Origin of the sequence: Hoeflea sp. TYP-13, assembly GCF_040932035.1 — a bacterium.
Lineage (GTDB): Bacteria > Pseudomonadota > Alphaproteobacteria > Rhizobiales > Rhizobiaceae > Hoeflea_A.
Genome location: NZ_JBFRBB010000002.1, coordinates 1,344,813 through 1,367,515, shown reverse-complemented (window position 1 = coordinate 1,367,515; position 22,703 = coordinate 1,344,813). Strand labels below are relative to the sequence as shown.

General features: G+C 57.2%; 21 protein-coding genes. 9 read left to right on the top strand and 12 right to left on the bottom strand.

Translation table 11 applies throughout. From position 1 onward, the window contains the following. Positions 1-106 precede the first annotated feature (106 nt). The 7 genes from ABVT35_RS16505 to ABVT35_RS16475 all read left to right on the top strand — a co-directional run bounded on the left by ABVT35_RS16505 (position 107) and on the right by ABVT35_RS16475 (position 10,144). Complete coding sequence (locus ABVT35_RS16505; RefSeq protein ID WP_368467678.1) at positions 107-940, top strand: outer membrane protein assembly factor BamD; 834 nt, start codon at positions 107-109, stop codon at positions 938-940. 126 nt (positions 941-1,066) lie between these two features. After that, positions 1,067-2,734: a DNA repair protein RecN gene (gene recN, locus ABVT35_RS16500; RefSeq protein ID WP_368467677.1), complete on the top strand. Its 1,668-nt coding sequence runs from the start codon at positions 1,067-1,069 to the stop codon at positions 2,732-2,734. Between the two features lie 253 nt (positions 2,735-2,987). Next, a complete protein-coding gene (locus ABVT35_RS16495) occupies positions 2,988-3,632 on the top strand; it encodes a cell wall hydrolase (RefSeq protein WP_368467676.1) in 645 nt (214 codons plus the stop codon). A gap of 392 nt (positions 3,633-4,024) precedes the next feature. Beyond that, the gene (locus tag ABVT35_RS16490) at positions 4,025-6,691 is read left to right on the top strand and encodes an EAL domain-containing protein (RefSeq protein WP_368467675.1); all 2,667 of its coding nucleotides are present in this window, start codon (positions 4,025-4,027) and stop codon (positions 6,689-6,691) included. 125 nt (positions 6,692-6,816) lie between these two features. Beyond that, positions 6,817-8,958, top strand: coding sequence for an NAD-dependent DNA ligase LigA (gene ligA / locus ABVT35_RS16485; RefSeq protein WP_368467674.1), 2,142 nt, complete (start codon positions 6,817-6,819; stop codon positions 8,956-8,958). Positions 8,959-9,102: 144 nt separating this feature from the next. After that, entirely contained in the window at positions 9,103-9,831 is a 729-nt protein-coding gene (locus ABVT35_RS16480) for an AzlC family ABC transporter permease (protein WP_368467673.1), read from the top strand. 13 nt (positions 9,832-9,844) lie between these two features. After that, the gene (locus ABVT35_RS16475; RefSeq protein WP_368467908.1) at positions 9,845-10,144 is read left to right on the top strand and encodes an AzlD family protein; all 300 of its coding nucleotides are present in this window, start codon (positions 9,845-9,847) and stop codon (positions 10,142-10,144) included. Here the strand turns inward: ABVT35_RS16475 and ABVT35_RS16470 are convergent, their stop codons facing one another. After that, positions 10,145-11,983, bottom strand: a complete 1,839-nt coding sequence (locus tag ABVT35_RS16470; protein WP_368467672.1) for an aminopeptidase P family protein — start codon at positions 11,981-11,983, stop codon at positions 10,145-10,147. Positions 11,984-12,148: 165 nt separating this feature from the next. Here ABVT35_RS16470 and ABVT35_RS16465 point away from each other — a divergent pair, with 165 nt between their 5' ends. Next, positions 12,149-12,322, top strand: a complete 174-nt coding sequence (locus ABVT35_RS16465; protein ID WP_368467671.1) for a hypothetical protein — start codon at positions 12,149-12,151, stop codon at positions 12,320-12,322. An 84-nt stretch (positions 12,323-12,406) separates the two neighbouring features. On the opposite strand, the gene ABVT35_RS16460 is transcribed toward ABVT35_RS16465, so the two are convergent. From ABVT35_RS16460 to ggt, 6 genes are all read right to left on the bottom strand, one after another. After that, complete coding sequence (locus ABVT35_RS16460) at positions 12,407-13,282, bottom strand: 50S ribosomal protein L11 methyltransferase (protein WP_368467670.1); 876 nt, start codon at positions 13,280-13,282, stop codon at positions 12,407-12,409. Next, complete coding sequence (locus ABVT35_RS16455; protein ID WP_368467669.1) at positions 13,283-15,112, bottom strand: cation:proton antiporter; 1,830 nt, start codon at positions 15,110-15,112, stop codon at positions 13,283-13,285. A gap of 91 nt (positions 15,113-15,203) precedes the next feature. After that, positions 15,204-15,803 (bottom strand): SCO family protein, encoded by a 600-nt coding sequence (locus ABVT35_RS16450; RefSeq protein WP_368467668.1) that lies wholly within the window; start codon positions 15,801-15,803, stop codon positions 15,204-15,206. A 120-nt stretch (positions 15,804-15,923) separates the two neighbouring features. Continuing rightward, entirely contained in the window at positions 15,924-16,082 is a 159-nt protein-coding gene (locus ABVT35_RS16445; protein WP_368467918.1) for a hypothetical protein, read from the bottom strand. Between the two features lie 60 nt (positions 16,083-16,142). After that, a complete protein-coding gene (locus ABVT35_RS16440; RefSeq protein ID WP_368467667.1) occupies positions 16,143-17,045 on the bottom strand; it encodes a DMT family transporter in 903 nt (300 codons plus the stop codon). A gap of 39 nt (positions 17,046-17,084) precedes the next feature. Next, a complete protein-coding gene (ggt, locus tag ABVT35_RS16435; RefSeq protein WP_368467666.1) occupies positions 17,085-18,857 on the bottom strand; it encodes a gamma-glutamyltransferase in 1,773 nt (590 codons plus the stop codon). Positions 18,858-19,075: 218 nt separating this feature from the next. Here ggt and ABVT35_RS16430 point away from each other — a divergent pair, with 218 nt between their 5' ends. Continuing rightward, positions 19,076-19,567, top strand: a complete 492-nt coding sequence (locus ABVT35_RS16430) for a CreA family protein (protein WP_368467665.1) — start codon at positions 19,076-19,078, stop codon at positions 19,565-19,567. Positions 19,568-19,571: 4 nt separating this feature from the next. Here the strand turns inward: ABVT35_RS16430 and queF are convergent, their stop codons facing one another. The 5 genes from queF to ABVT35_RS16405 form a co-directional block, all read right to left on the bottom strand. Continuing rightward, positions 19,572-20,039, bottom strand: a complete 468-nt coding sequence (queF, locus tag ABVT35_RS16425; RefSeq protein WP_368467664.1) for a preQ(1) synthase — start codon at positions 20,037-20,039, stop codon at positions 19,572-19,574. Between the two features lie 27 nt (positions 20,040-20,066). Continuing rightward, positions 20,067-20,801 carry a 7-carboxy-7-deazaguanine synthase QueE gene (queE, locus tag ABVT35_RS16420; protein ID WP_368467663.1) on the bottom strand — a complete coding sequence of 245 codons (735 nt, stop codon included), beginning with the start codon at positions 20,799-20,801 and terminating at the stop codon, positions 20,067-20,069. Further along, a complete protein-coding gene (gene queD / locus ABVT35_RS16415; protein ID WP_368467907.1) occupies positions 20,798-21,154 on the bottom strand; it encodes a 6-carboxytetrahydropterin synthase QueD in 357 nt (118 codons plus the stop codon). Before queD ends, queE begins: the two co-directional genes overlap by 4 nt. Then, a complete protein-coding gene (gene queC, locus ABVT35_RS16410; protein WP_368467662.1) occupies positions 21,154-21,864 on the bottom strand; it encodes a 7-cyano-7-deazaguanine synthase QueC in 711 nt (236 codons plus the stop codon). The genes queD and queC overlap by 1 nt, the downstream gene beginning before the upstream one ends. A gap of 186 nt (positions 21,865-22,050) precedes the next feature. Beyond that, complete coding sequence (locus ABVT35_RS16405) at positions 22,051-22,560, bottom strand: DUF1097 domain-containing protein (RefSeq protein ID WP_368467661.1); 510 nt, start codon at positions 22,558-22,560, stop codon at positions 22,051-22,053. Positions 22,561-22,703 lie beyond the last annotated feature (143 nt).

Sequence of the window (22,703 nt, the reverse complement as noted above, 5' to 3'; positions counted from 1 at the left end):
GGTATTCCATCGTGTGGAAAGATCCAGGGATAACGGTTCTGGCGACACGAATTTTGGGGTATAAGCCGAAATGTTGAATAGGGGACTGGTTCCAGTGAATAGATGCATGCGTGGCCTGCTGGTGGCCGCAACAATCGGCAGCATGACCGTCCTTGGTGCCTGTCAGGGTGATTCGGATATCGACATCAACGCATTGAGTGTCGAGACCGAGCCTGCCGATGTGCTGTACAATCAGGCACTCGCCAACATCAAGGCCGGAAAACTGCCGGAAGCCTCGCGCAAGTTTGAGGCCCTCGACAAGCAGCACCCCTATTCGGAATATGCGCGCAAAGCGATGGTGATGAATTCCTTCGCCAACTACCGCATGGGACGTTATGCCGAATCGATCAATTCGGCGCGCAGATATATCAGCCTCTATCCTAATTCCGAGGATACGGCTTACGCGTACTATCTGATCGGACTTTCCTATTACAAGCAGATACCGCAGGTCACCCGCGATCAGGGAACGGCGCGGCGGGCCATCGCTGCATTTTCAGAAATCATCCAGCGCTATCCGGATTCGGAATACGTTCCGGACTCAGAGGAAAAGATCAGGTTCGCGCGCGATCAGCTCGCCGGCAAGGAAATGCAGATCGGGCGGTACTACCAGGAACGCAAGGAATATGCGGCCGCGGTCAACCGGTTCCGGACCGTTGTCGAATCCTATCCCAAAACGCGTCAGGTGGAAGAGGCGCTGGCACGGCTGGTCGAGGTTTACTACGCCATGGGACTTGCCCCTGACGCACAGGCCGCCGCCGCCGTGCTGGGACACAACTTCCCAGACAGCCAATGGTACGCCGATTCCTACAAGCTTCTGGCGTCGGGTGGTCTCGAACCACGTGAGAACAGAGGTTCCTGGATTACACGGGCCGGAGCGCGCCTGATCGGCGCCGAGAGCTGAGCGGAGCAGGATTGGTCCGAATTGACGCACCTTATGGCGGAAAATAGTTATAATTGCTCAGTCAGAAACCAATGTCGCTTTGGTCAAATGATTCGGTTTGACCTCATCCCGCTCTAAGAGAGATCCATGCTGTCACACCTGTCGATCCGAGATATCGTTCTGATCGAACGGCTTGATCTCGGATTTGAACGGGGGCTGTCGGTCCTGACCGGTGAAACCGGCGCCGGAAAATCCATTCTCCTTGACAGCCTGTCGCTGGCCCTTGGCGCCCGTGGCGATGGCGGTCTCGTACGGCAGGGGGCACAACGCGGGCAGGTGACAGCTGTATTCGATGTGCCCATGGATCACCCGGTGTGGGCGCTGTTAAGTGAAAACGGCCTTGATGATGACGGCGATCTCATCTTGCGCCGCACTCAAAGTGCCGACGGGCGCACCAAAGTCTACATCAACGACCAGCCGGCCAGTGTTTCCCTAATGCGGCAGGTGGGGCAGTTGCTTGTGGAAATCCATGGCCAACACGACGACCGCGCCCTGGTGGAGCCGGATGCGCACAGACGGCTGCTGGACGCATTTGGCGGGCTGCAACGGGACGCCGCAAATGTCGCGGGACTGTTTGCGCATTGGCGAAAAGCAAGGAAAACGGCAGCAGAACATCGTGCGCGGGTCGAAGAGGCGGCCCGCGAAGCGGATTATCTGCGGGCGTCGGTGGAAGAACTGGAGCAACTTGGCCCCGTCGATGGTGAAGAGGAAGATCTTGCCGAGCAGCGGGCGCGGATGATGAAGGCAGAAAAAATAGCCGCCGACATCAATGAGACCAACGATATACTGTCAGGCCACGCATCCCCGGTTCCCGTGCTCAGTTCGCTGCTGCGCAAGCTGGAGCGCAAATCCGAGGAGGTTCCAGGGCTGCTCGACGATATCATAGCCGCTCTCGATGCGTCGGTTCATCAATTGTCCGATGCGCAGATGGCGACGGAGGCAGCCATCCGGGAAGCCGAGTTCGATCCGCGCGAGTTGGAAGATTGCGAGGAGAGGCTGTTTGCGCTGCGAGCGGCGTCGCGAAAATACTCCGTTCCGGTTTCCGAACTGCCGGCGCTTGCCGAGCGCATGGTCGGTGCGCTTGCGGAGCTTGATGCGGGCGAGGAAAAGATGGCGGAGCTGGATGCGCTTGTGGCCGAAGCGGAAGAGGCCTATGGCACTGCGGCATGGTCCCTGTCGGAACGTCGTCACGAAACAGCGGCTGTGCTTGCGGATGCGGTGATGGCGGAATTGCCGGCCTTAAAGCTCGAACGCGCTAAATTCATCGTCAATATCGAAAGCGATGCCGAACACGGCGGGGCTGACGGCATCGACCAGGTGGCGTTTCATGTTCAAACCAATCCCGGAACGCGGCCGGGTCCCATTCTCAAAGTTGCTTCCGGCGGTGAACTGTCGCGCTTTCTGCTTGCACTCAAGGTGGCCCTTGCAGACAGGGGATCTGCGCCGACACTGGTATTCGATGAAATCGACACCGGGGTCGGTGGTGCCGTCGCCGACGCCATCGGTCAGCGGCTGAAGCGGCTTTCAGGCAACGTGCAGGTTCTTTCCGTAACCCATGCGCCTCAGGTGGCGGCACGTGCGACGACCCATATGCTCATTGCCAAGGGGGCAGGCGGAGACGAAACCGTGACGACAAGGGTCAGCACCATGGACAATGACTCGCGCAAGGAAGAGATAGCGCGCATGCTCGCCGGTGCCTCGGTAACCGAGGAGGCACGGGCCGCAGCAGGCAGGTTGCTTTCCGAAAACCCGTAATATCAGACCTGTTTGTTCCACCGCTCTCCATGTCTCAAGTGAGGCTCTGCGGACCTTAGGAATTACCACTAAAACCGGATGTTCAACATGGCTGGGCAAGCAGCCGTGACGCGTCTCAAATTGTCCGCTAAGCGCTTGAAAACGGGTCTGTTATGGCAAACAGGCGGTTAACAAATCCGGTTCAATTGCAGCGTCTCATTTTCCGGAATCTTGATTTCACTACGGCACAATAAACCCAGTTGGGAGTGCCGTTGTGTTGAGAACTATTGGTTCGATATTTGCCTTGGTATTTTTGATGTCGGCGATGTTCAGTCCGGCAAACGCTTCACCTGTGTTCGCGTTTAAGTTCTCCATGGCTACACCCAGGCTCTTGACGCTGTCTGCCAGCAATCCCTCTGACACCGAAACCGGCATTGAAAGGTTTTGCCTCGCTCTTGCCATCTACCATGAAGCGCGCGGTGAGCCCTTCGCCGGGCAATTTGCCGTTGGCATTACCATATTGAACAGGGTGCGCTCGAACGCTTACCCAAACACTGTGTGCGGGGTGGTCTATCAAAACGCCGCAAAATTGAACCGATGCCAGTTTTCCTTTGCCTGCGATCGTCTCAGCGACCTTCCGGGAAACCCGGCGGTTTTTAAGCAGTCGCTGCAAGCTGCTGAATTTACGAGCAATATCAAATCCAGCCTGGACCATGATCTCGTGGCCGGCTCGCCCTATAAAATGCTGAACGTGATGACCCACTATCATCGCTATGATGTGAGACCCGTCTGGTCGAAGAAACTCGATCGCCTGGTGCAAATTGGTGATCATGTTTTCTTCAAGAGCAACCGGGTGGTCAAAAGATACCGTCCGGCAAGCGATGCAGTTCCGGTAATATTTGCGGCCATCAGCAAATAAGACAAATCACAAAAATGTCCTGACCGATCCACGGATCAAACACCATAGCTGAACATTCGCCTGTGCCGTCAGTTCTGAACCGGATAGCTGGTCACCACACAATGGACCGGTACCCAACCAAGCCGGCGGCCCTGTACTTGCGAGGCCGTAGACGGCTGCCTGGTGGTTCAGGCGGGTTCATCCGGGCGAGACCAGCATCGAACAAATCAAACAATCGCTGAATTTGGATCGGAACCCTCCACCAGAGACGAATGGCCCGACAGTAAAAAGAGTATCGGGCAAAGCAAAACATCGACTGAGTTCGGTATTCCTGCCGGTCGCTTTATCTTAAACAATTTCATTTATCGTCGTTGTTATTGGTGTGATTGAGTATTGAGTTTTCGGGTATAGTCATGCGTATCCCATTTACAGCCAGGCGAATGTCCGTCGTATCTGCACTGAAGCCGACGCGAATTTCCACCGCGATTGCGCTTGTTGTTATTTTGGGGTGCGGATATTTCGCAGACAGGCTCTACCAGCGTGCAATCGAACATGACCGGCGCACAGAGGTGCTGGGCGATGTGAATCTCATACGGGCAAAGCTCGAGGGAAACATCAACGGCAACATCCAACTGGTTCGCGGTCTGGTTTCAACGATCGCAACCGAGCCGCACATGACACAGGACCGGTTTGCCGACCTTGTCGGATCACTTATGAAAAACCGCTCTCAATTGCGCAATATCGCCGGCGCCCCGGATCTTGTAATTTCGCTCATGTATCCCTTGGAAGGAAACGAAAGGGCGATCGGCCTCGACTACCGACGCAGCCAGTCACAACGCGACGCTGCACTGAAAGCACGTGATCTCAATGAACTGATCCTTGCCGGACCCGTCAACCTGGTACAGGGCGGTCAGGGCTTCATCGGCCGCATACCGGTTTTTGTCGACGGTGCCGATGGCACCAGGACTTTCTGGGGCATCGTGTCCGCCGTCGTGGACGTGCAAAAGCTCTACCGCGACAGCGGCCTACTGGACGAAAACCTGCCGATTGACATTGCTATCTTCGGCAAGGATGGGATGGGTCTGCAAGGCGAACGGTTTTACGGTCCCGATTACATCAGAGGGTCTGATCCGGTTGAAGTCGAAATCTCGCTGCCCTGGGGATCGTGGACGCTCATGGCCACACCAAAGGGTGGATGGGCTCCTCCGGCTGCCGAAATCTGGTGGATGCGCCTAGCTATTCTGATCGCCAGTATCCTCATTCTGGTTCCGATCCTGATCACCGGCAGGCTGATCGAGGAACGTCAGCGCCATGCCACGGAAACCCGTAAACGCGAAGTTCAGCTGATGCGTCTGTCACGACGGCTGGAGTTGGCGCTCGATGCTTCCAAAGTGGGCGTGTGGGAACTGGATCTCGTTACAAATAAACTCGTTTGGGATGCCAGGATGAACGAGCTATACGGTTACGCCGACGATGACGGCGAGCGCGTATATGAGCATTGGCGCGATGCCTTGCATCCCGATGATATAGCGAAGGCGGAGCAGGAATTTCAGCGGGCAATTGACGCCAAGGGGCGATATTTTTCAACTTTCCGCGTAAGGCATTCCGATGGTGAAATCCGCAATATACGAGCCATTGGTGCCGTCTATGAGGACGCTGAGGGCGCGTCTCGGATAGTCGGCGTCAACTGGGATGTGACCGCGGACGTTTCGCTCAACGAGGATTTGCGTCGGGCCAAACAATTGTCCGATGCCCGCAACGCCGAGTTGGAGGTGGCCAAAGCCCATATCGAATACAATTCTCTGCATGATCCGCTGACCAGCCTTCCGAACAGGCGATATCTGGACAACGAGTTGACCAGGATCGGGAACGAAAATTCCGCAAATTCAGCGTTGCTGCACATCGATCTGGATCGTTTCAAACAGATCAATGACACACACGGGCACAGCGCTGGAGACGCGGTCCTGGTTCATGCCTCCAAAGTTCTGACATCAAACATTGCGGAAAATGATTTCGTCGCCCGTATAGGCGGAGATGAGTTCGTTATCTACTGCCGTACGCCTGAAAACGAGGAATATCCGATAGAGCTGGCCGAGCGGATTATCGACGAAATGAAGATTCCCATCTCCCATGACGGACACCAGTGCCGGGTCGGGGTCAGCGTGGGTGTCGCACACAACCATGAAAACCTGTTCAGTCCGCAACAGCTCCTGATCAATGCCGATATTGCGCTGTACCGGGCCAAGAATCTCGGGCGCAACCGCTATGAAGTTTTCACGCCGCTCCTGCAGATAGAAGCAATCCGCAACAAACGGATTGCAGACGAGATACTCTATGGCATCGAGCGCAACGAGTTCATTCCCTACTTTCAGCCGCAGTTCGATGCGCAAACGCTCGATCTGGTCGGCGTGGAGGCGCTGGTACGCTGGCATCACCCGACAGAGGGTGTTCTGGCGCCGGACTATTTCATGAAAATCGCCGAAGAACTGCACGTCATATCGCAGATCGACAGGTCTGTTTTGATGCAATCGACCCGCCTATTCGAGACCTGGAAGGCTGCCGGAATGACGCTCCCGAAGGTTTCGGTCAACGTATCGTCAAAACGATTGCACGACGAGGGCTTGATTGAGGAAATCAAGGGCATCGACTTCGAACCGGGAACCGTGTCGTTCGAGCTGGTGGAATCCATATTCCTCGACGACTGCAACGACATTGTGAAACGGAACATCGATCAGATTAAGAAACTGGGTATCGATATCGAGGTCGATGATTTTGGAACCGGTCACGCCTCGATCATCAGCCTCCTGCAACTGAAACCGCGCCGGTTGAAGATCGACCGGCAATTCGTCGCTCCGATCGTCAGTTCCACCGCCCGGCAGAATCTGGTCGCCTCTATCATCGATATCGGCCGGTCCTTCAATATCGAAGTGGTTGCCGAAGGTGTCGAGACGATGGAACATTCCAGTATCCTGCGTGACCTCGGATGCGATATTCTGCAAGGCTACGCATTTGCTCCCGCCATGCCTTCGGACGATCTGATCCGGATGCTGCTCGATCAACGCTGGACCCACGCATCCTGACATTCCTCGACGATTGCGCTCCACACCGACCACGTTGATCCGAGGAAGACAGAGGTAAATTTGCCCTGTCGGCGCCGCCGCCATTGCTCTAAAACTCTGATGTTGATGATTCACGGGTAGGGCATATGTCTGGCGAAACCATTGCTGTCGAGGAACTGAGCAAAGATCAGGCCGAACAGGAACTTGCGCGGCTCGCAGCCGAAATCAGCGAGCACAACCAGCATTATCACACCGACGATGCGCCGGTTATTTCGGACGCTGATTACGATGCGTTGAAAAAACGCAATATTGCCATTGAAGAACGGTTCCCGGATCTAAAACGTGCGGATTCGCCGACGGACCGGGTTGGCGGCGAAGTGCTCGACAAGTTCGAGAAGGTCACCCACCGGGTTGCCATGCTGTCGCTGGACAATGCGTTCTCCGATGAGGATGTGCAGGATTTCGCCGACCGTGTGCGCCGGTTTCTGAAACTATCCGCAGATGCGCCGCTCGCCTTTACCGCTGAACCCAAAATCGATGGTCTGTCGCTGGCCTTGCGTTATGAAAACGGCCGGCTTGTGACCGCCGCCACACGCGGCGATGGTGCTGTCGGTGAAAATGTCACGGCCAATGCAAGGACAATCCGGGACATACCGCACAAGTTGAACGGCGACGTGCCGGATGTGATCGAGGTGCGCGGCGAGGTCTATATGACCAAAGCAGATTTTGCGGACCTCAACCGGCGCCAGGAAGCCGAAGGCAAACAGACTTATGTCAATCCGCGCAATACAGCTGCCGGTTCGCTGCGCCAGCTTGATACGTCAATAACCGCCAGCCGGCCGCTGAAGTTCTTTGCCTATGCCTGGGGCGATACCAGCGGTCTGCCGGCGGACACACAGCTTGGCGTCGTCGATTGTTTCCGCGAATGGGGCTTTCCGGTCAATCCGCTGATGAAGCGTTTCGAGACTGTGGAAGAAATGATCGAGCATTACCACGTGATTGAGGCCGAGCGCTCCGGGCTTGCCTATGACATCGACGGTGTTGTTTACAAGGTTGACGATCTGGCGCTGCAATTGCGGCTAGGCTTTGTTTCGCGCAGTCCGCGCTGGGCCATTGCCCACAAGTTTCCCGCAGAAACTGCGACAACGGTCCTGAAGGACATCGAAATCCAGGTCGGCCGCACCGGTGCGCTCAGTCCCGTGGCGCGGCTGGAGCCGGTGACGGTCGGTGGCGTCGTCGTCTCTAACGCGACGCTGCACAATGAGGATTACATTGCCGGGATCGGCAGCGATGGCGAGCCGATACGGGAGGGGCGTGATCTTCGCATTGGCGACACCGTGACGATATATCGTGCGGGCGACGTCATCCCCAAGGTGATGGATGTCGATCTTTCGCTGCGGCCCGACGACAGCGAACCTTTTGTGTTTCCCGAAACCTGCCCGGCGTGCGGCAGCCCCGCAACCCGCGAGATTAACGAAAAGACCGGTCGGGTAGACTCTGTGCGCCGCTGCACCGGCGCGCTGATCTGCCCCGCGCAAGCGGTTGAAAAGCTGATACATTTTGTATCGCGTAACGCGTTTGACATTGACGGTTTCGGTGCAAAGCAGGTCGAGGTGTTCTATCGCGACGGGTTGGTCAAGAACCCGGCGGAGATTTTTACCCTGAAGGCCCGCGACGAAGCCAGTGCGCTGCAAAAGCTGAAAAACCGTGAAGGCTGGGGAGAACAGAGCGTTGCCAATCTTTTCGAGGCCATTGACGCTCGCCGAAATGTTGACCTCCATCGCTTTATCTATGCGCTTGGCATCCGGCATGTGGGTGAGGGCAATGCCAAAATCCTTGCGCGGGTCTACCATTCGGCCCGCGCGTTTGTGACCGCCATGGAGGCCGTCGGCGAGGAACAGGGCGAGGCCTGGAACGATCTCGTCAATATTGACGGTATCGGACCGACCGTGGCCCATGCTCTGGCGGAGTTTTTTGCCGAGCCGCACAACGCAGCGATCGTCGAAGAGCTGTTGACCCACGTGCAGCCGAATGACGCCGAGCAGGTCGCCACGGATACGGCGTTTTCGGGTAAAACCATTGTCTTTACAGGGTCGCTGGAGCGCATGTCCCGCGACGAGGCCAAGGCCATGGCTGAAAGGCTCGGCGCCAAAACCGCAGGGTCCGTTTCCAAAAAGACCGACCTTGTCGTTGCCGGCCCGGGCGCCGGATCGAAGCTTCGCAAGGCAGCGGAACTTGGTATTGAAGTCATCGACGAAGACGAGTGGTTTACACGCATCGGCGAATGATCAGTATTGTTGAACGATGGATCACATTTATTTGCGTGACAGGTCAGCAATGCTGACCTAACCTGAGGCCAATTCCGTCAAACTACCAAGCTTAAGTGTGCTTTCCTCAAATTTGCCGGCCCTGCCGGTCTGAAGAGGTTTTTCATGTTTTTGAAATTCGATGCCGATTTCCGCCAGGGTCTGCGCCACTCGGTGCCGATTGTGGTTGCGGCTGCGCCGTTCGGCACCTTGTTCGGTGCGCTGGCGGTCGAAAACGGCATGGACATTTATCAAGCCGTTTTCATGAGCGCCAGCATCTATGCCGGGGCCAGTCAGATGGTCGGTATCGACCTTTTTGGCACCAATGTCGCCCCCTGGATCATCGTGCTGTCGATCTTTGCGGTCAATTTCAGGCATATCCTCTATTCGGCGACGCTGGGGCCCAAGATCGCCAATTTCTCGGCACTGCAGAAGGCCATCGCATTTTTCTTCATGGTGGACCCTCAGTTTGCCGAAGCGGAAAATCGGCATGAGAGCGGATTTCGGGTCAGTTTCAACTGGTATATGGGCGTCGCTATTCCGGTCTATTCATGCTGGGTCCTGGAAGCGGCCGTGGGTGCGTATTTCGGAAAGCTGATCAAGGATCCTTACGCGTTCGGTGTCGATTTCATGCTGCCTATCTATTTTCTGGTGCTGGTCATGGGCTTCCGCAAACGCAGGAACTGGCTGCCGGTGGTCGTGACCAGTGGTCTTGCCTCGATCCTGGCCTATTACACGGTTGGTTCTCCCTGGCATGTCAGCCTGGGTGCGCTTGCCGGTGTGTTGCTTGCCGCTTTGATTACCGGCGGCGATCCGGTTGCAGAACCTGCAGAAGCCGATCCGGAGAGAGTGTGATATGCCGTTCGATATTTCAGACATCACCTGGATCATCATTGCTGGCGCGGTTGCAACCTATGCCACCCGCATCGGCGGGCATTTGGTGCTGTCACGGTTTCAGAGAATTCCACCCCGGCTGAACGCGGCGCTCAATGCGGTACCGGCAGCCGTTCTGACGACACTGGTCGCGCCTGCCGCCGTGTCAAACGGCCCGGCGGAAGCCATCACGCTGATTATTGCCGCCGTTGTTGCGCTGCGCCTCAATCTGGTGGCCGTGCTGGTTGTCGGTGCGATCGCCATCATAGCGTTGCGCGCTGCGGGGCTTGGCTAATCAATCAGAATTGATTGGCTCCGTTGCCGTCTCCAGCCAGTCCTTGTCCTCCTGCGTGTCGAGAAGGGGCGTGAGCACCCGGCGCACCCGCTCGTGGTAGTCGTTCAACCAGCCAAGCTCCGCATCGCTCAGCAGATCTGCCACAACGAGCCGCCGGTCGATCGGGCAATGGGTCAGTGTTTCAAAACCGAGCATCGGCTTGTCGCCACCCTCTATCTGTTCGGCTTCGCTGACGACAATCAGGTTTTCGATACGAATACCAAAGGCGCCTTCGCGATAATATCCCGGCTCGTTTGAAAGGATCATTCCCGGTTTCAGTTCCTGTAGGCTTCGGCGCGAAATACCTTGCGGGCCTTCGTGTACGGAAAGGTAGGATCCAACCCCATGACCCGTTCCGTGGGCGTAGTCCGCTCCCGCATTCCAAAGGGCCGAGCGGGCGACAGCGTCGATATCGACACCGCGCGTACCTTCGGGGAAACGCTGTATTGTCAGCGCAATCATTCCCTTGAGCACCAGGGTGAAGAAGCGTTTTTCTTCCGCACCCACCGTGCCGATTGCAACTGTGCGGGTTATGTCGGTTGTCCCGTCCTGATACTGACCACCGGAATCGACAAGATAGAGTTCACCGGGCTGCAGCGGGCGATTGGTTTTCGTATTGACGCGATAGTGGATCACCGCGCCGTTGGGGCCCGCACCGGAGATGGTTTCAAAGGAAATATCCTTGAGCGGCATCTGCAGGCGTTCGCCGGTGCTGCGACGGGCATTTTCCAGCGAACGCACGGCGCTTATCTCATCGATGGTGTCGGGCTCTTGGCTATCAAGCCAGGCGAGAAAGGAGACCATAGCGGCGCCGTCGCGCAGGTGAGCCGCACGGCTGCCTTCCAATTCAGCGGAATTCTTTTGTGCCCGCGGCAAACGCGCCGGGTCGGTCTGCTCCACCAGTTTGCCGCCGTTTTCAACGATCAGATCGCCGAGGCGTGCGGGGGCAAGGTTCGGGTCGATCATGATCGATCCGGCGTCCTGGCCAAGTTCGGTCAGCGTGGTTTTGAGTTCACCGGGTTCCTTAACCGCTGCCAGGGGCTTCAAATATGCCACGGTGTCCTTGTCGAGCTTGCGTTTGTCGATAAACAGCGCGTTTTCCCCCCCAGGCGAAAGGATAGCGAAGGCCAGCGGGTGAGGGGTATGAGGCACATCGTTGCCACGCAAATTGAAAATCCAGGCGACCGATGAGGGGTCGGTGATCAGACAGGCATCAGCCTTCCTGTCCGCAATCGCAGCTTCGATCGACGCCAGCTTGTCGGCGGCTGTGCGCCCTGCAAACTGCTCGGGTTGGATGGTGACTTTGCCAAGCGGTTCCGCCGGGCGATCATCCCATACGGCATCAATCGGATTTGCATCCAGCATAACGACCTTTGCACCGATTTCCGCCGCCACTTTTTCAAGGGCACGTACATCTGAAACAGTATGCAGCCATGGATCGATCCCCAAACGCAGGCCGGCACTGCCATTGTCCTTCAGCCATTTGCGGGGCGGGTTCTTGGTCAGGTCTTCGGGAGTGAAGACGTCGAGGTCGACCTGCTGGCGAACCTGCGCGGTGTAGCGTCCGTCAACAAAAACATGGGCGCTGTCCTCAAGGACGAGCGCGATTCCGGCTGAGCCGGTAAAGCCGGTCAGCCAGGCCAGCCGTGCCTCGCTATCGGGAACATATTCGCCCTGGAAACGGTCCGAGCGCGGCACCAGAAAACCATCTATGCCCAGCGCGTTGAAACCCGAGCGCAGCTTGGTGAGCCGCTGTTTGCCTTTTTCGGCCGATGCCGTGACCTCGAAACTCTGGAACATGAAAACCTTTCTCAATCAGTTTTTTTCGCATGCGCAGCAGCCCATTTCGCATATGCAGCAAATGCAAGGCTACCATGCGTGAAACCACCTAACTGACCATGTGGTCGAGGCGTATATATAGCCGCAACAGCTCCCTGGATAACAGGTTTCAAAAGGAAGATTTCAATGTCCAATTCGTTTTTCCGCAACGCTTTCGACCGGATTGCAGCAGCCCGCGAAAAGCAGGCACGTCGCTATGTCGGCAGTGTCTTGCTGTCGCTTGACGACGAAACGTTGAAGTCTCTCGGCCACAGCCGTGAAGAACTCAGCCGGAACGCACGGTCCCCGTACCCGTTCTGAGCATAAACAATACAATCGGTTCTCGGGTTCGCGCCCGAATTTGGCGGCGTCCTTCGGGGCGCCGTTTTTGTTTTCCGGTGGTGATCAGCGGGCAAGGTGAAGCGTTACCCAGCCGTCGCGCCAAAGGGTGCGGCGATGATAAAGGCCTTGCGTGTTGTAGGCCGCGAGCACCTTCATCCTTTGTTCCGCGAGGATGCCCGACAGGATGACCTGTCCGCCGGCGGCAAGGTTGCGGCTGACGGAAGGGGCGAGTTTCATCAGCGGCCTGGCAAGAATGTTGGCGATGATGAGATCAAAGGGGCCCGAGCGGGCAAATATGTCCGAATGAAATCCGGCGGCTGTCCTCAGCGTGATTTGCGATGCGCACCGGTTGATGCGGACATTTTCCCGCGCCACTTCAACGGCCACCGGATCGATATCCGTTGCCAGGATAAAAGCCTGAGTGAGCTTTGCTGCGGCGATCGCAAGCACACCGCTGCCGGTGCCCAGATCCAGTACGCTGTGAAATGCCCGTTGCCGGGTAATCCGGTCGATCATTTCGAGACAGCCTTCGGTCGTGCCGTGATGGCCGGTGCCGAAGGCACGGCCTGCGTCAATCTCGATGGCAAGGTCTCCGCTGCGAACCTCATCGCGATCATGCGATCCGTGAACCAGAAAACGTCCGGCCCGCACCGGCTGCAAACCTTCAAGCGAGTGCGCGACCCAGTCGATTTCCGGCAGTACTTCCACATCGATTGCAACGGCCGGAAGCGCGGGCTGCAGGCATGAGGCCATTGCCGCTTTCAAACGGCCTAGCTCGTCTTCCATCGCATAAAGCGATGCCTCCCAAACGTCGTTGTCTTCGTCGATTTCCATCGTTGCGATCGGATATCCGTCATCCTCGAAACCTGCGCTGAGCAAATCGAGTGCGGTTGCGCAGTCAGACTGGCTGGCGGTGATATAGAGGCGTATCTGTTTCACTTAATTGCTTTCGTCGGGCGCGTTCGCGCGTTTGGCCGCGCGTACCTCATTTCCTGCCGGTGCATAACACAATACCCGGTCCTCTGCAGAGGGCTCTCCGGCGGCGGTGGATGCGAAGACGATCTTTCCGGAGGGCCTTATCCAAAAAAGCACAATCGCCCCGTCGCTGCGGCTTTGCAGATAGGCGTCAAAGCCGAAATCTTCCGTCAATGTCGTGACCTGGAACGTCCAGCCGGCAATCTCGTTGGCCTGAAGCTGCCAGTACGAGATATCTTCATTGGCAAGGGGCCGCCCTCCGAGGGTGAAATTCAACGCGTGGCGTTCGGATTCAGATTTTGCCGGTGCGAGCTGAAAGACGTGAGAGCGTCCGAACTCCAGCCCGAAATCCGTGCATACCAGCGCGTTGTGGGCATCGTTGTCGCCCGCCGCGATGAGGTAGGAGAAGCGGTTGAAATCAATCGCGTGGTGCGCTTCCTCTGACAGGACCTCGCCGAAATAGACCGGGACATTGGCAAGTCTTGCGTCGGATATGTGGTTCCAGTTCCGGTCGGCGATCATGACCGGGATTTCCAGTTCCGAAAGCTTGCGGGCGAGCGCCGTTGCCCAGCGCGATCCGCCAACGATCAGGACACCGGGTTTCTGAGCCGATTTCAGATCGAGCGCTGCAGCCAGGGGACCGAGGGAAAAGCCATGCAGAATGATTGTCGCGACCACGACGGAAAAGGTCACAGCAACCATTTTATTGCCGTCGGCGACGCCGATATCGACAAGAGTCGCGCCAAAAAGGCCCGAAACAGCAACCGCAACGATGCCACGGGGCGCAATCCAGCCGGTCAACAGTCTTTCCTGCCAGGTGGCGCCCGAGCCGGCTGTTGCTACAAAGATCGCCAGTGGGCGGATGACAAAGAGCAGGCTGGCCACAAAGGCGACGGTGCGCCAGTCCAACGCCTGGATATCGGCAATCGTCAGCGACGCGGTCAGGAGAATGAAGACACCCGATACGAGAAGGATGGTTATGGTTTCCTTGAACCGGCGAATTTCGGACAGGCTTGCAAGACGGGTATTTGCAAGGGCTATGCCCATCACGGTGACTGTCAGAAGGCCGGCTTCCTCGAGGGCCAGATTGGTAACCGCATAGGCCACCAACAGGACAGACAGCAGCACCGGGACTTTCAGATATTCTGCGACATGACCCCGGATAAACAGCCATTGCAGAAATTTGGCTGCTGCCCAGCCGCCGCCAAGGGCGATCAGTAGTGCCAACGGCACTCTGATCGCCAGCTCGCTTGCATGATGGCCGCCATGCAGAATGAGCACCGTTTCAAAGGAAAGCACAGCCAGCAGCGCCCCTATCGGGTCGTTGACGATGGCTTCCCAACGCAGTATCGACGCCGGCCTCGATGACAACTGCGCCTGCCTGAGGAGCGGCATGATGACGGTTGGTCCAGTGACAACGAGAATGGCACCCAGGACAATGGCCGTTGTCCAGGAAAGCCCGGCAATGGAATGTGCCGCCATCGCTGTCATCAGCCACACCAGCGGCCCGCCGAACAGGATGATGCGCCTGACGGTCGTCGAGGTTTCGCGGATTTCCTTGAAATTGAGCGTCAGCCCGCCCTCGAAAAGGATAATGGCGACTGCGAGTGAGATAAGCGGACGGTATATTTCGCCAAAGTCCTTGGCCGGGTCGAGAAACCCGGTTGCAGGGCCCGCAAGGAAGCCGGCGGCAAGAAGCAAAACGATAGCCGGCAGCCGCAGTCGCCATGCCAGCCACTGGGCGCCGATACCGGCTGCGCAGACGATGGCTATCTTCAAGGCGATGTCGTGCATGTATTGCTGTATCCGCTTGTTTGTGGGTTACAGCTTTAGACGACGTTTGCCGGTTATGGAACCGGCCCGGGAGCTTGGCTGCTCCCTTCTGTTAGCCGCTGATCAGATTTTCCAGTTTCTTGACGGCCACATCGCTGTCTTCGCCGAAAGAAATCGTTCCTTTGAACTGGCCGCCATTGTGCAGCAGGAATACCGACGCGGTGTGATCCATAACATAGTCGCCATCCGGATCGTTTGTATCGGTCGGCACTTTCTTGAAATATACGTTGAAGCCCTTGGCCATCGCCCTGATTTTCGCCGGATCGCCGGAAATCCCGGTAATGCGGTCCGAGACGTTGGAGACGTATTGTCCCAGTATGTCGTAGCTGTCACGCTCCGGATCGACGGTAACGAAATAGGCGTTCATCTTGTCGCCGTTGGGGTCAACCTTGCGCAGCCAGCCATCCAGCTCGAACAATGTCGTCGGGCAGACGTCCGGACAATGGGTGAATCCGAAGAAGAGCGCTGTCGGCTTTTCGCGGAACGCGGCTTCGGTGATGGGCGCGCCGGTCTGGTCGACCAGCTCGAACGCAACACCGTAGGGCGCGCCGGCGACTTGTGTGTCGGACCGGGACCACTCAAAAGCAAGCCAGGCAAAAGCAAGGCCCAGTATTACGATGAGAACGATCAGGACTGTTCTGATGGCGGCCATATATGTCTCCGTGTACCGTTGCGCGGTTAACGCATATCGACCGATGTTTTCTAGTACCGGTATTAGGGGAAGTCACCGGGCCAATTTGACACATGACAAAATGTGATCACCTGAGGGACGCTAGAAGCACCATGCAAGGCCGGCCGACGCATAGGTCAGAAAGATTTCGGCGCCATGATTGAGCCAGCCGGCAAAGGCCGTGCCGGTGACCAGCGCGGCGGCGAGCACGGCAATGCCGGCAATTATCATGCGGTTCCAGTTTCCTGCCGAAATGTTCATGCGCTGATTATAGTGCGCAAAATTTGTGTGTCCAAGGCAGGCGCCCGGTCGTCAGCACAGTCAGGGCAGGGATTCCGCGGCCGGCTTGCGCGGCGATTGCGCCGGCGTCATGAGAATGGCGCCGATGACGAGGAGCAGGGCGATCCATTGCCCCGGGCCGATGGCTTCGGAGAAGGCCAGCCAGCCAATGAGAAAATTGGTCGGAAGTTCGATACTGCCTGCCATGGATGTCCGCGCCGCGCCGATAACGGGTGCAAAGGTGTTGTAGAGAACCTGCGGTATCAGTGCTGTCAGCGAGGCGATGCCGATAACAAGCCACCAGCCCTCGACATTATGGGGAACGACGTGCTCAAGGTCAGACAGGGCGACCAGAGGCAGCAGTCCGACAACCGCACCCAGCGAAAAACAGGCAATTCGTGCGAATGGCGGCAGCTCCCATAGTTTGTGTGCCAGAATATTGATGAAAAGGCCGAAGGTCAGAGGCGCCGTGAGCGCCATAAAGAGAGCCGGCAGATGATCAGCCGAAAACTCGGAGGGTGACAATCCGATCATGCCTGCTGAGATTATAAAGATTGAGGCAATGACGGCGCGCCTGGATGGTTTGTCCCGGAACCAGACCCAACCGATCAACAGCGTGAATACGGGATAGGTCGTGTAGATGACGCTGACACTTGCCACGGGCGCGACCTTGAGTGCCTCGGAGTAACCTATCCATCCGAAACCCACCAGAACACCGGCCAAAATACCCCATCCGATTGTCGACTTCCTGATGTTGGCATTCAACATCGACGGGAAGAAGATCAAAACGATCACGCCATACCGGTAGAATTCGATGGCGTAAGAAGCCATTCCGGCTTCCGTAAGACTGCGTGTAAAAAAGGGCATGGTCCCGAACCCGAGACCGGCAAGAACCACAAGGAGCGTTGCTTTCGTCGTGGTGGTTTCCAACGATCCGAAACGCATGACGCCCTTCATCAAATGGATCTTTCGCAGATCGCCATATTACCTGCCAAGGACCGTTCCCTCGCGCCTCGGGTCGGCACCGCCGACAAGACCGCCATCCGAAATGATGATGGCATGCAGTCCTGAGTTCAGATCGCGGATGTTGACCTTGTAGCCAAGCCCCTCCAGTGCTCCGGACAGCATTTCGGCATCGGTGCCTTTTTCAAGGTCATAGGTTCCGAACCGGTTGACGAGATGCGGCATGTTGATGGCCGACTGCACGTCCAGCCCCCAGTCAATATGGGCGATAATGGCCTGTGCGACATAGCCGATGATGCGGCTGCCACCGGGTGAGCCGACAGCCATATAGGGTTTGCCATCCTTCATGATGATCGTCGGTGACATGGATGAACGTGGACGTTTTCCGGGTTCAACCCTGTTGGCGATCGGAACGCCGTCCCGGTGTGTCCGGAAGGAAAAATCGGTGAGTTCGTTGTTGAGTAGAAAACCGTTGGTCATCAGGCGCGAGCCGAAGCCGTTTTCGATCGTCGTTGTCATCGAGACGACATTGCCATCCGCATCGACGATGGAAAAGTGACTGGTGGAGGGAAGTTCCAGGCTTTCGTCATCGGCCAAAAGCATAGCATGGTCCCAGGGCGGTGACCCCGGCTTGACCTCGTCGGGGCTCAGAACGGCACCGGGTTCGATGAGATGCGCCCGCTCGTCGAGATAGGCCCTGTCGAGCAGCCCGCGTGTCGGCATCGGGACAAAATCGCTGTCTGCCATGTAGCGGCCGCGATCGGCAAAGGCGAGCCGCGATGCATCGCCAATCAGCCGCCATGTATCTGCGCTTCCCGGGTTTTGTTTTGACATGTCGAACGGTTCGAGAATGCCGAGGATTTGACCAACCGTAAGTGCGCCGGATGAGGGCGGCCCCATGCCGCAAACATCGTAGCCGCGATAGGCAAGGCACACGGGCGGGCGCTCTTTGATCTGGTAATTTGCAAGATCCCCAAGGGACAGAACGCCCGGGTTGCCAAGATTTCCCGTCTTGACCGTCTCAACAATTTTTTCGGCGATCGGTCCGGCATAAAATGCGTCCGCACCGTTTTCGGCGATCAGTTTCAGGGTTTTGGCATAGGCCGGGTTTTCCAGCAGATGGCCCTGCGGATGCGGGGCACCGTCATCTTTGAGAAAATGCGCCCGGGTTTCCTCGTGAAGTCCAAGCCTTTCCGCGTCGGCGCTCAACTGCATGAACAGCCGGTCTGACAGTTCAAAGCCCTTTTCGGCAAGATCGATCGCCGGTTGAACGAGTATCGCCCAGTCCAGTTTGCCGTGCGCCCTGTGGGTTTCAAAAAGAAGCTTCAGTGTCCCGGGCGTGCCGACCGAGCGTCCGCCGACCACCGCATCGAAAAATTTCAGCGGCTCGCCGTTTTCGTTGAGAAACAATGTCGGTGTTGCTGCCTTTGGGGCCGTTTCACGCCCGTCATAGGTCGTCAGACGCCCACCGGCGTTGTCGTAGTAGACGAGAAAGGCACCGCCTCCAAGGCCCGAGGATTGTGGCTCCACCAGCCCCAGAACCAGTTGCACGGCAACCATCGCATCAATGGCATTTCCGCCGGCTGCAAGAATGTCGTGACCCGCCCTGGTGGCATGCGGATTGGCTGTTACGACCATGAAGTCGCTTGCGGTGACTGCCTGCCGCTCCGAAATGCCAGTCGCGATCTCGGGCGCCACGCTGTCCGCCGCATCCTGGCCGAAAACGCTTATTGAGACGGCCATGAATGCTGCTGCAAGGCCCAGTTTTATGCCGTTTTTCAGTTCTGCCTTCATGGGAGCCTCCTGTGCCCGTTATCCCTGCGCTGAATGCCAAGATGAGAAAATATGTATCGGTGGTTGTGTACCGTCCAGCCCTTATCGGTCGTTTTGAACGTGCATGTGTTCAAAACCCGACTGACAAGCCAAGCGTGACAGCATTTTCCGCCAGGCACTCGAAACCGGGCAGGGTGCATCCCTATATGAAAGCGGCACGAGCAATTAGGGAGCATGAAATGCGGTATCTGACGATTGGCGCGATGGCGGGACTGGCCATGGCTGTATTTGGTTCCGGCGCGAGCCGGGCCGATGAGGTGGGCGAAGTCGGCGTCGACTGGCTCGGCAATGATATCATCATCGAAGCAGTGGAAGACCCGGAGGTCTCGGGCGTTACTTGCCATGTCGCCTATTTCGAGCGCGGTCTCGTCGACCGCCTGCAGAAAGGCAACTGGTTCGAAGACCCGTCCAATTCGTCGATTGCCTGCCGCCAGACCGGGCCGGTCGTTGTCGGCGATATCGAATTGGATGAGGGCGGTGAGGAGATATTCAAGCAGCGCCGTTCGATCATCTGGAAAAAGCTGGTTATCAACCGTGTCTACGACAAGAAGAATGATACGCTGATCTATCTGGCGCATTCGCGCCAGGTGCAGGATGGTTCGGCAAAGATGTCGCTTTCGACCGTCCCGCTTTACGGTCAGGATGTGACCTGGACCGAGGGCAGGCCGTAAATTTCTAACCGCGCCCGCGATAGGGCGGCACGCCCTGATCAGGCACCCAGACATCCTGCGGAATGGGGCCCGTCTGATAGAAGATGTCGATCGGTATGCCGCCGCGCGGGTACCAGTATCCGCCGATGCGGAGCCACTGCGGTTCCAGCGTCTCGATGAGCCGCTTGGCGATGGAAACGGTGCAGTCTTCATGAAAGGCGCCGTGGTTGCGGAACGATCCGAGATAGAGCTTCAGGGATTTGCTTTCCACCAGCCACTGATCCGGAACATAGTCCAGTACGAGATGTGCAAAATCCGGCTGCCCGGTGATAGGGCAAAGCGAAGTGAATTCGGGAGCTGTGAACCTGACGCAATAGGCGGTTCCGGCCTGCGGGTTCGGGACGCGTTCCAGTTCGGCCTTGTCCGGGCTTTCGGGCAGGGTGGTTGCTCCGCCAAGCTGTGTGAGATTACCGTAGATTTCCTTGTCTGCCATTTGGGCCTCCATTTCCGGCCGAAGCCGTCAAACGCCTCTCTTGTTGCCCCAAAGGACAACATGCAATTGGGGTAGGACGCGGGCGTCGAACCACTGATCGCCCGAAACTCTTGAAATAAGCCAGTCGAGCCGGTTCAACAGGCCCTCCTGGTCGACGCTCTCCTGATCGTCATCGGCAGGCGGTGGTGTGTGGTTTCCTGGCTGCAGATAGACGGACAGGTCCGGATAACGCGCTGCGACCTTTCGTGCATAGGCATAGTCGGCATCATCGAACACGACAAATTTAAGCACGGTTTCAGCGTCACCGGCAGCTACAAGGCATGCGTCCAAAGACGGCCAGTCTGTGTCCATCCCGCTTGACGGCGGTTTCGGGCTCAGGACCAACATATCAAGATGGCCGAACCAGCGTTTTGAGACACTGCCTTGCGTTTCCACCGCAAACCGATAGCCATTGCCGCGCCCAAGCCGGATCAGACCCTCAAATGGCTGGATTGCGGGATTGCCTCCCGACAGCGTAACCATCAGCGGTTTGCCACCTGAAAGTTCCATGATTTTTGACCAAATATCCTCGGTCGTCATGGGAATCCAGCTGTCGCGGTGCTCGGGGTCGACGGCATGCAGCGTATCGCACCAGCTGCACCGGTAATCACAGCCGCCAGTGCGCACGAAAACCGTAGGCAAACCGATAAGCGCACCTTCACCTTGTATGGTGGGACCGAAAATCTCGCTGACGCGGATCGTGGGGGAGAGTTGGTCGCTCACGGCCTGTACTCAGCCCAGGTTTTGGCGGTTTCGCTGACGCGCACGGCTGAGGTCTCGGGCCACAGCTCCTTACACCAGTTGTATAGATGCATGGCCAGCTGTTCAGCCGTCACCCGTTCTTCACCCAGCACATCGTTCAGATGGCGGTGATCCAGTTCGTCGTCTATGTAGTTCTTCAACGGCGCCAGTTCGCGGTAGTCCCTAACAAATCCGTATTGATTGAGCTCCTCGCCGGACAGTTCGACCACGACCGCATAGTTGTGGCCGTGAAGCCTGTTGCACGGGTGGTCCTTCGGCAGGCTCTTGAGCTGATGGGATGCGGAGAAGTGAAACTCCTTGGATATCGTGAACATCATGCACCCGCCGTAGTTTTCGCGGCTGCTACTGCAAGGGTCCAGTAGTCCGGATCTTCATAATCCGTCGGATCGTCAATTCCGGCAAGATGGAAGGCTTCGCGACGCTCCACACAGGTTGCGCAGCGCCCGCAATGAAGGTCCCCGCCCTTGTAGCATGACCATGTATCTTCAAACGGAGTCTGATAACGGGCTCCGTCCTTGACGATTTCGGATTTCGGAACATGAACGTAAGGGGCATAAAGCCGGGCACGGGCGTAGCCGTCCAAGGCATGTTTCTGCATCATATCGAAAGCATTGATGAATTCGGGGCGGCAATCGGGGTAGATGAAATGATCGCCGCCGTGCACGGCGGTCGCCACGGCATCGGCCCGCTGCGCAGCGGCAATACCGAACGCCACTGTCAGCATGATGGCGTTGCGGTTTGGCACCACGGTGACTTTCATCGTTTCTTCGGCGTAGTGCCCGTCCGGAACATCAAGGTCATCCGTCAGGGCAGAACCCGTCAGATGCCGCCCTACGCTTGTCAGATCGATGACATGGTGCCTGACGTTCAGGCGCTCGGCACAGCGGGCGGCGAAGTCCAGCTCTTTGCGGTGCTTTTGTCCGTAGTCGAAGGATACAAGACCGGTGAGCGTATTCTCGAAGGAAACCTTTTGGGCGAGCGATACGGAGTCCAATCCGCCTGAGCAGATAACTATCGTTTTCAAAATACGTGTCCTTGTTTTAACCGGGTAGGCTGCGACCGGGATCTGTCTGTTCATCCAGACGGGGCAGCGTTTAGCAGCCTTTGGCTGAAAACAGAAGCGCGTTTTGAATTCGTTTATCGGCCATGAGCCAATATTCGGGTTGCCGGACAGGACAGGCCGCCGGTTCGGCGGCCCGGTAATTCGTGATTATTCCGCGGGCTGGCTCTTTGCCGTCATGACGCCGGCCAGCTTTTCCGAGACGATGCCGAAAATGCCGCCAAGGATCAGCGAGATGATCACGCAGGCAAGCGGATTGGCAAGGCTGCCCTCGGTCAGCGACGCGCCGCTCATGAGGCCATAGCCGGCGATGGCCGCATAACCGTAGACGGAAGCCGGAATGGCGCCCAGCGGCTCGAATTTGGCCGCAAGGACAAGCACGAACGCGGTAACCGCAACAACGATCGAAGCCCACAGGACGCCAGGCATGGCAACGCTGATCTTGGTGATCGCAAGCAACGCGACGAAGCCGACAAAGGCGCCCCAGATATTGGCGGCCAGCGATTTCTTCAATCCGTCGGTGCCGCCGCCGCAATGATAAAAGCTCGCCCAGGCGATAAAACCAACCCAGATCTGGATGGCTCCGACCGTTAAAAACAAATAGGTCGCGACGCCGCCCAACAGGCCGATTGAAACGGCCAGTGCCAGTATAAGATCCATTTTTTCCTCCCACTTTGAATCATAAAGAAATCCCGGTCGCGAGCGCCCGGGAAATCCCCTGATGATCTTCAGCGGCGGGAGGATCATTGGAACCGCGCCGTTTGTAATAGTCCGACGATGTGTTTCAGTTTTGAGGCAATTGC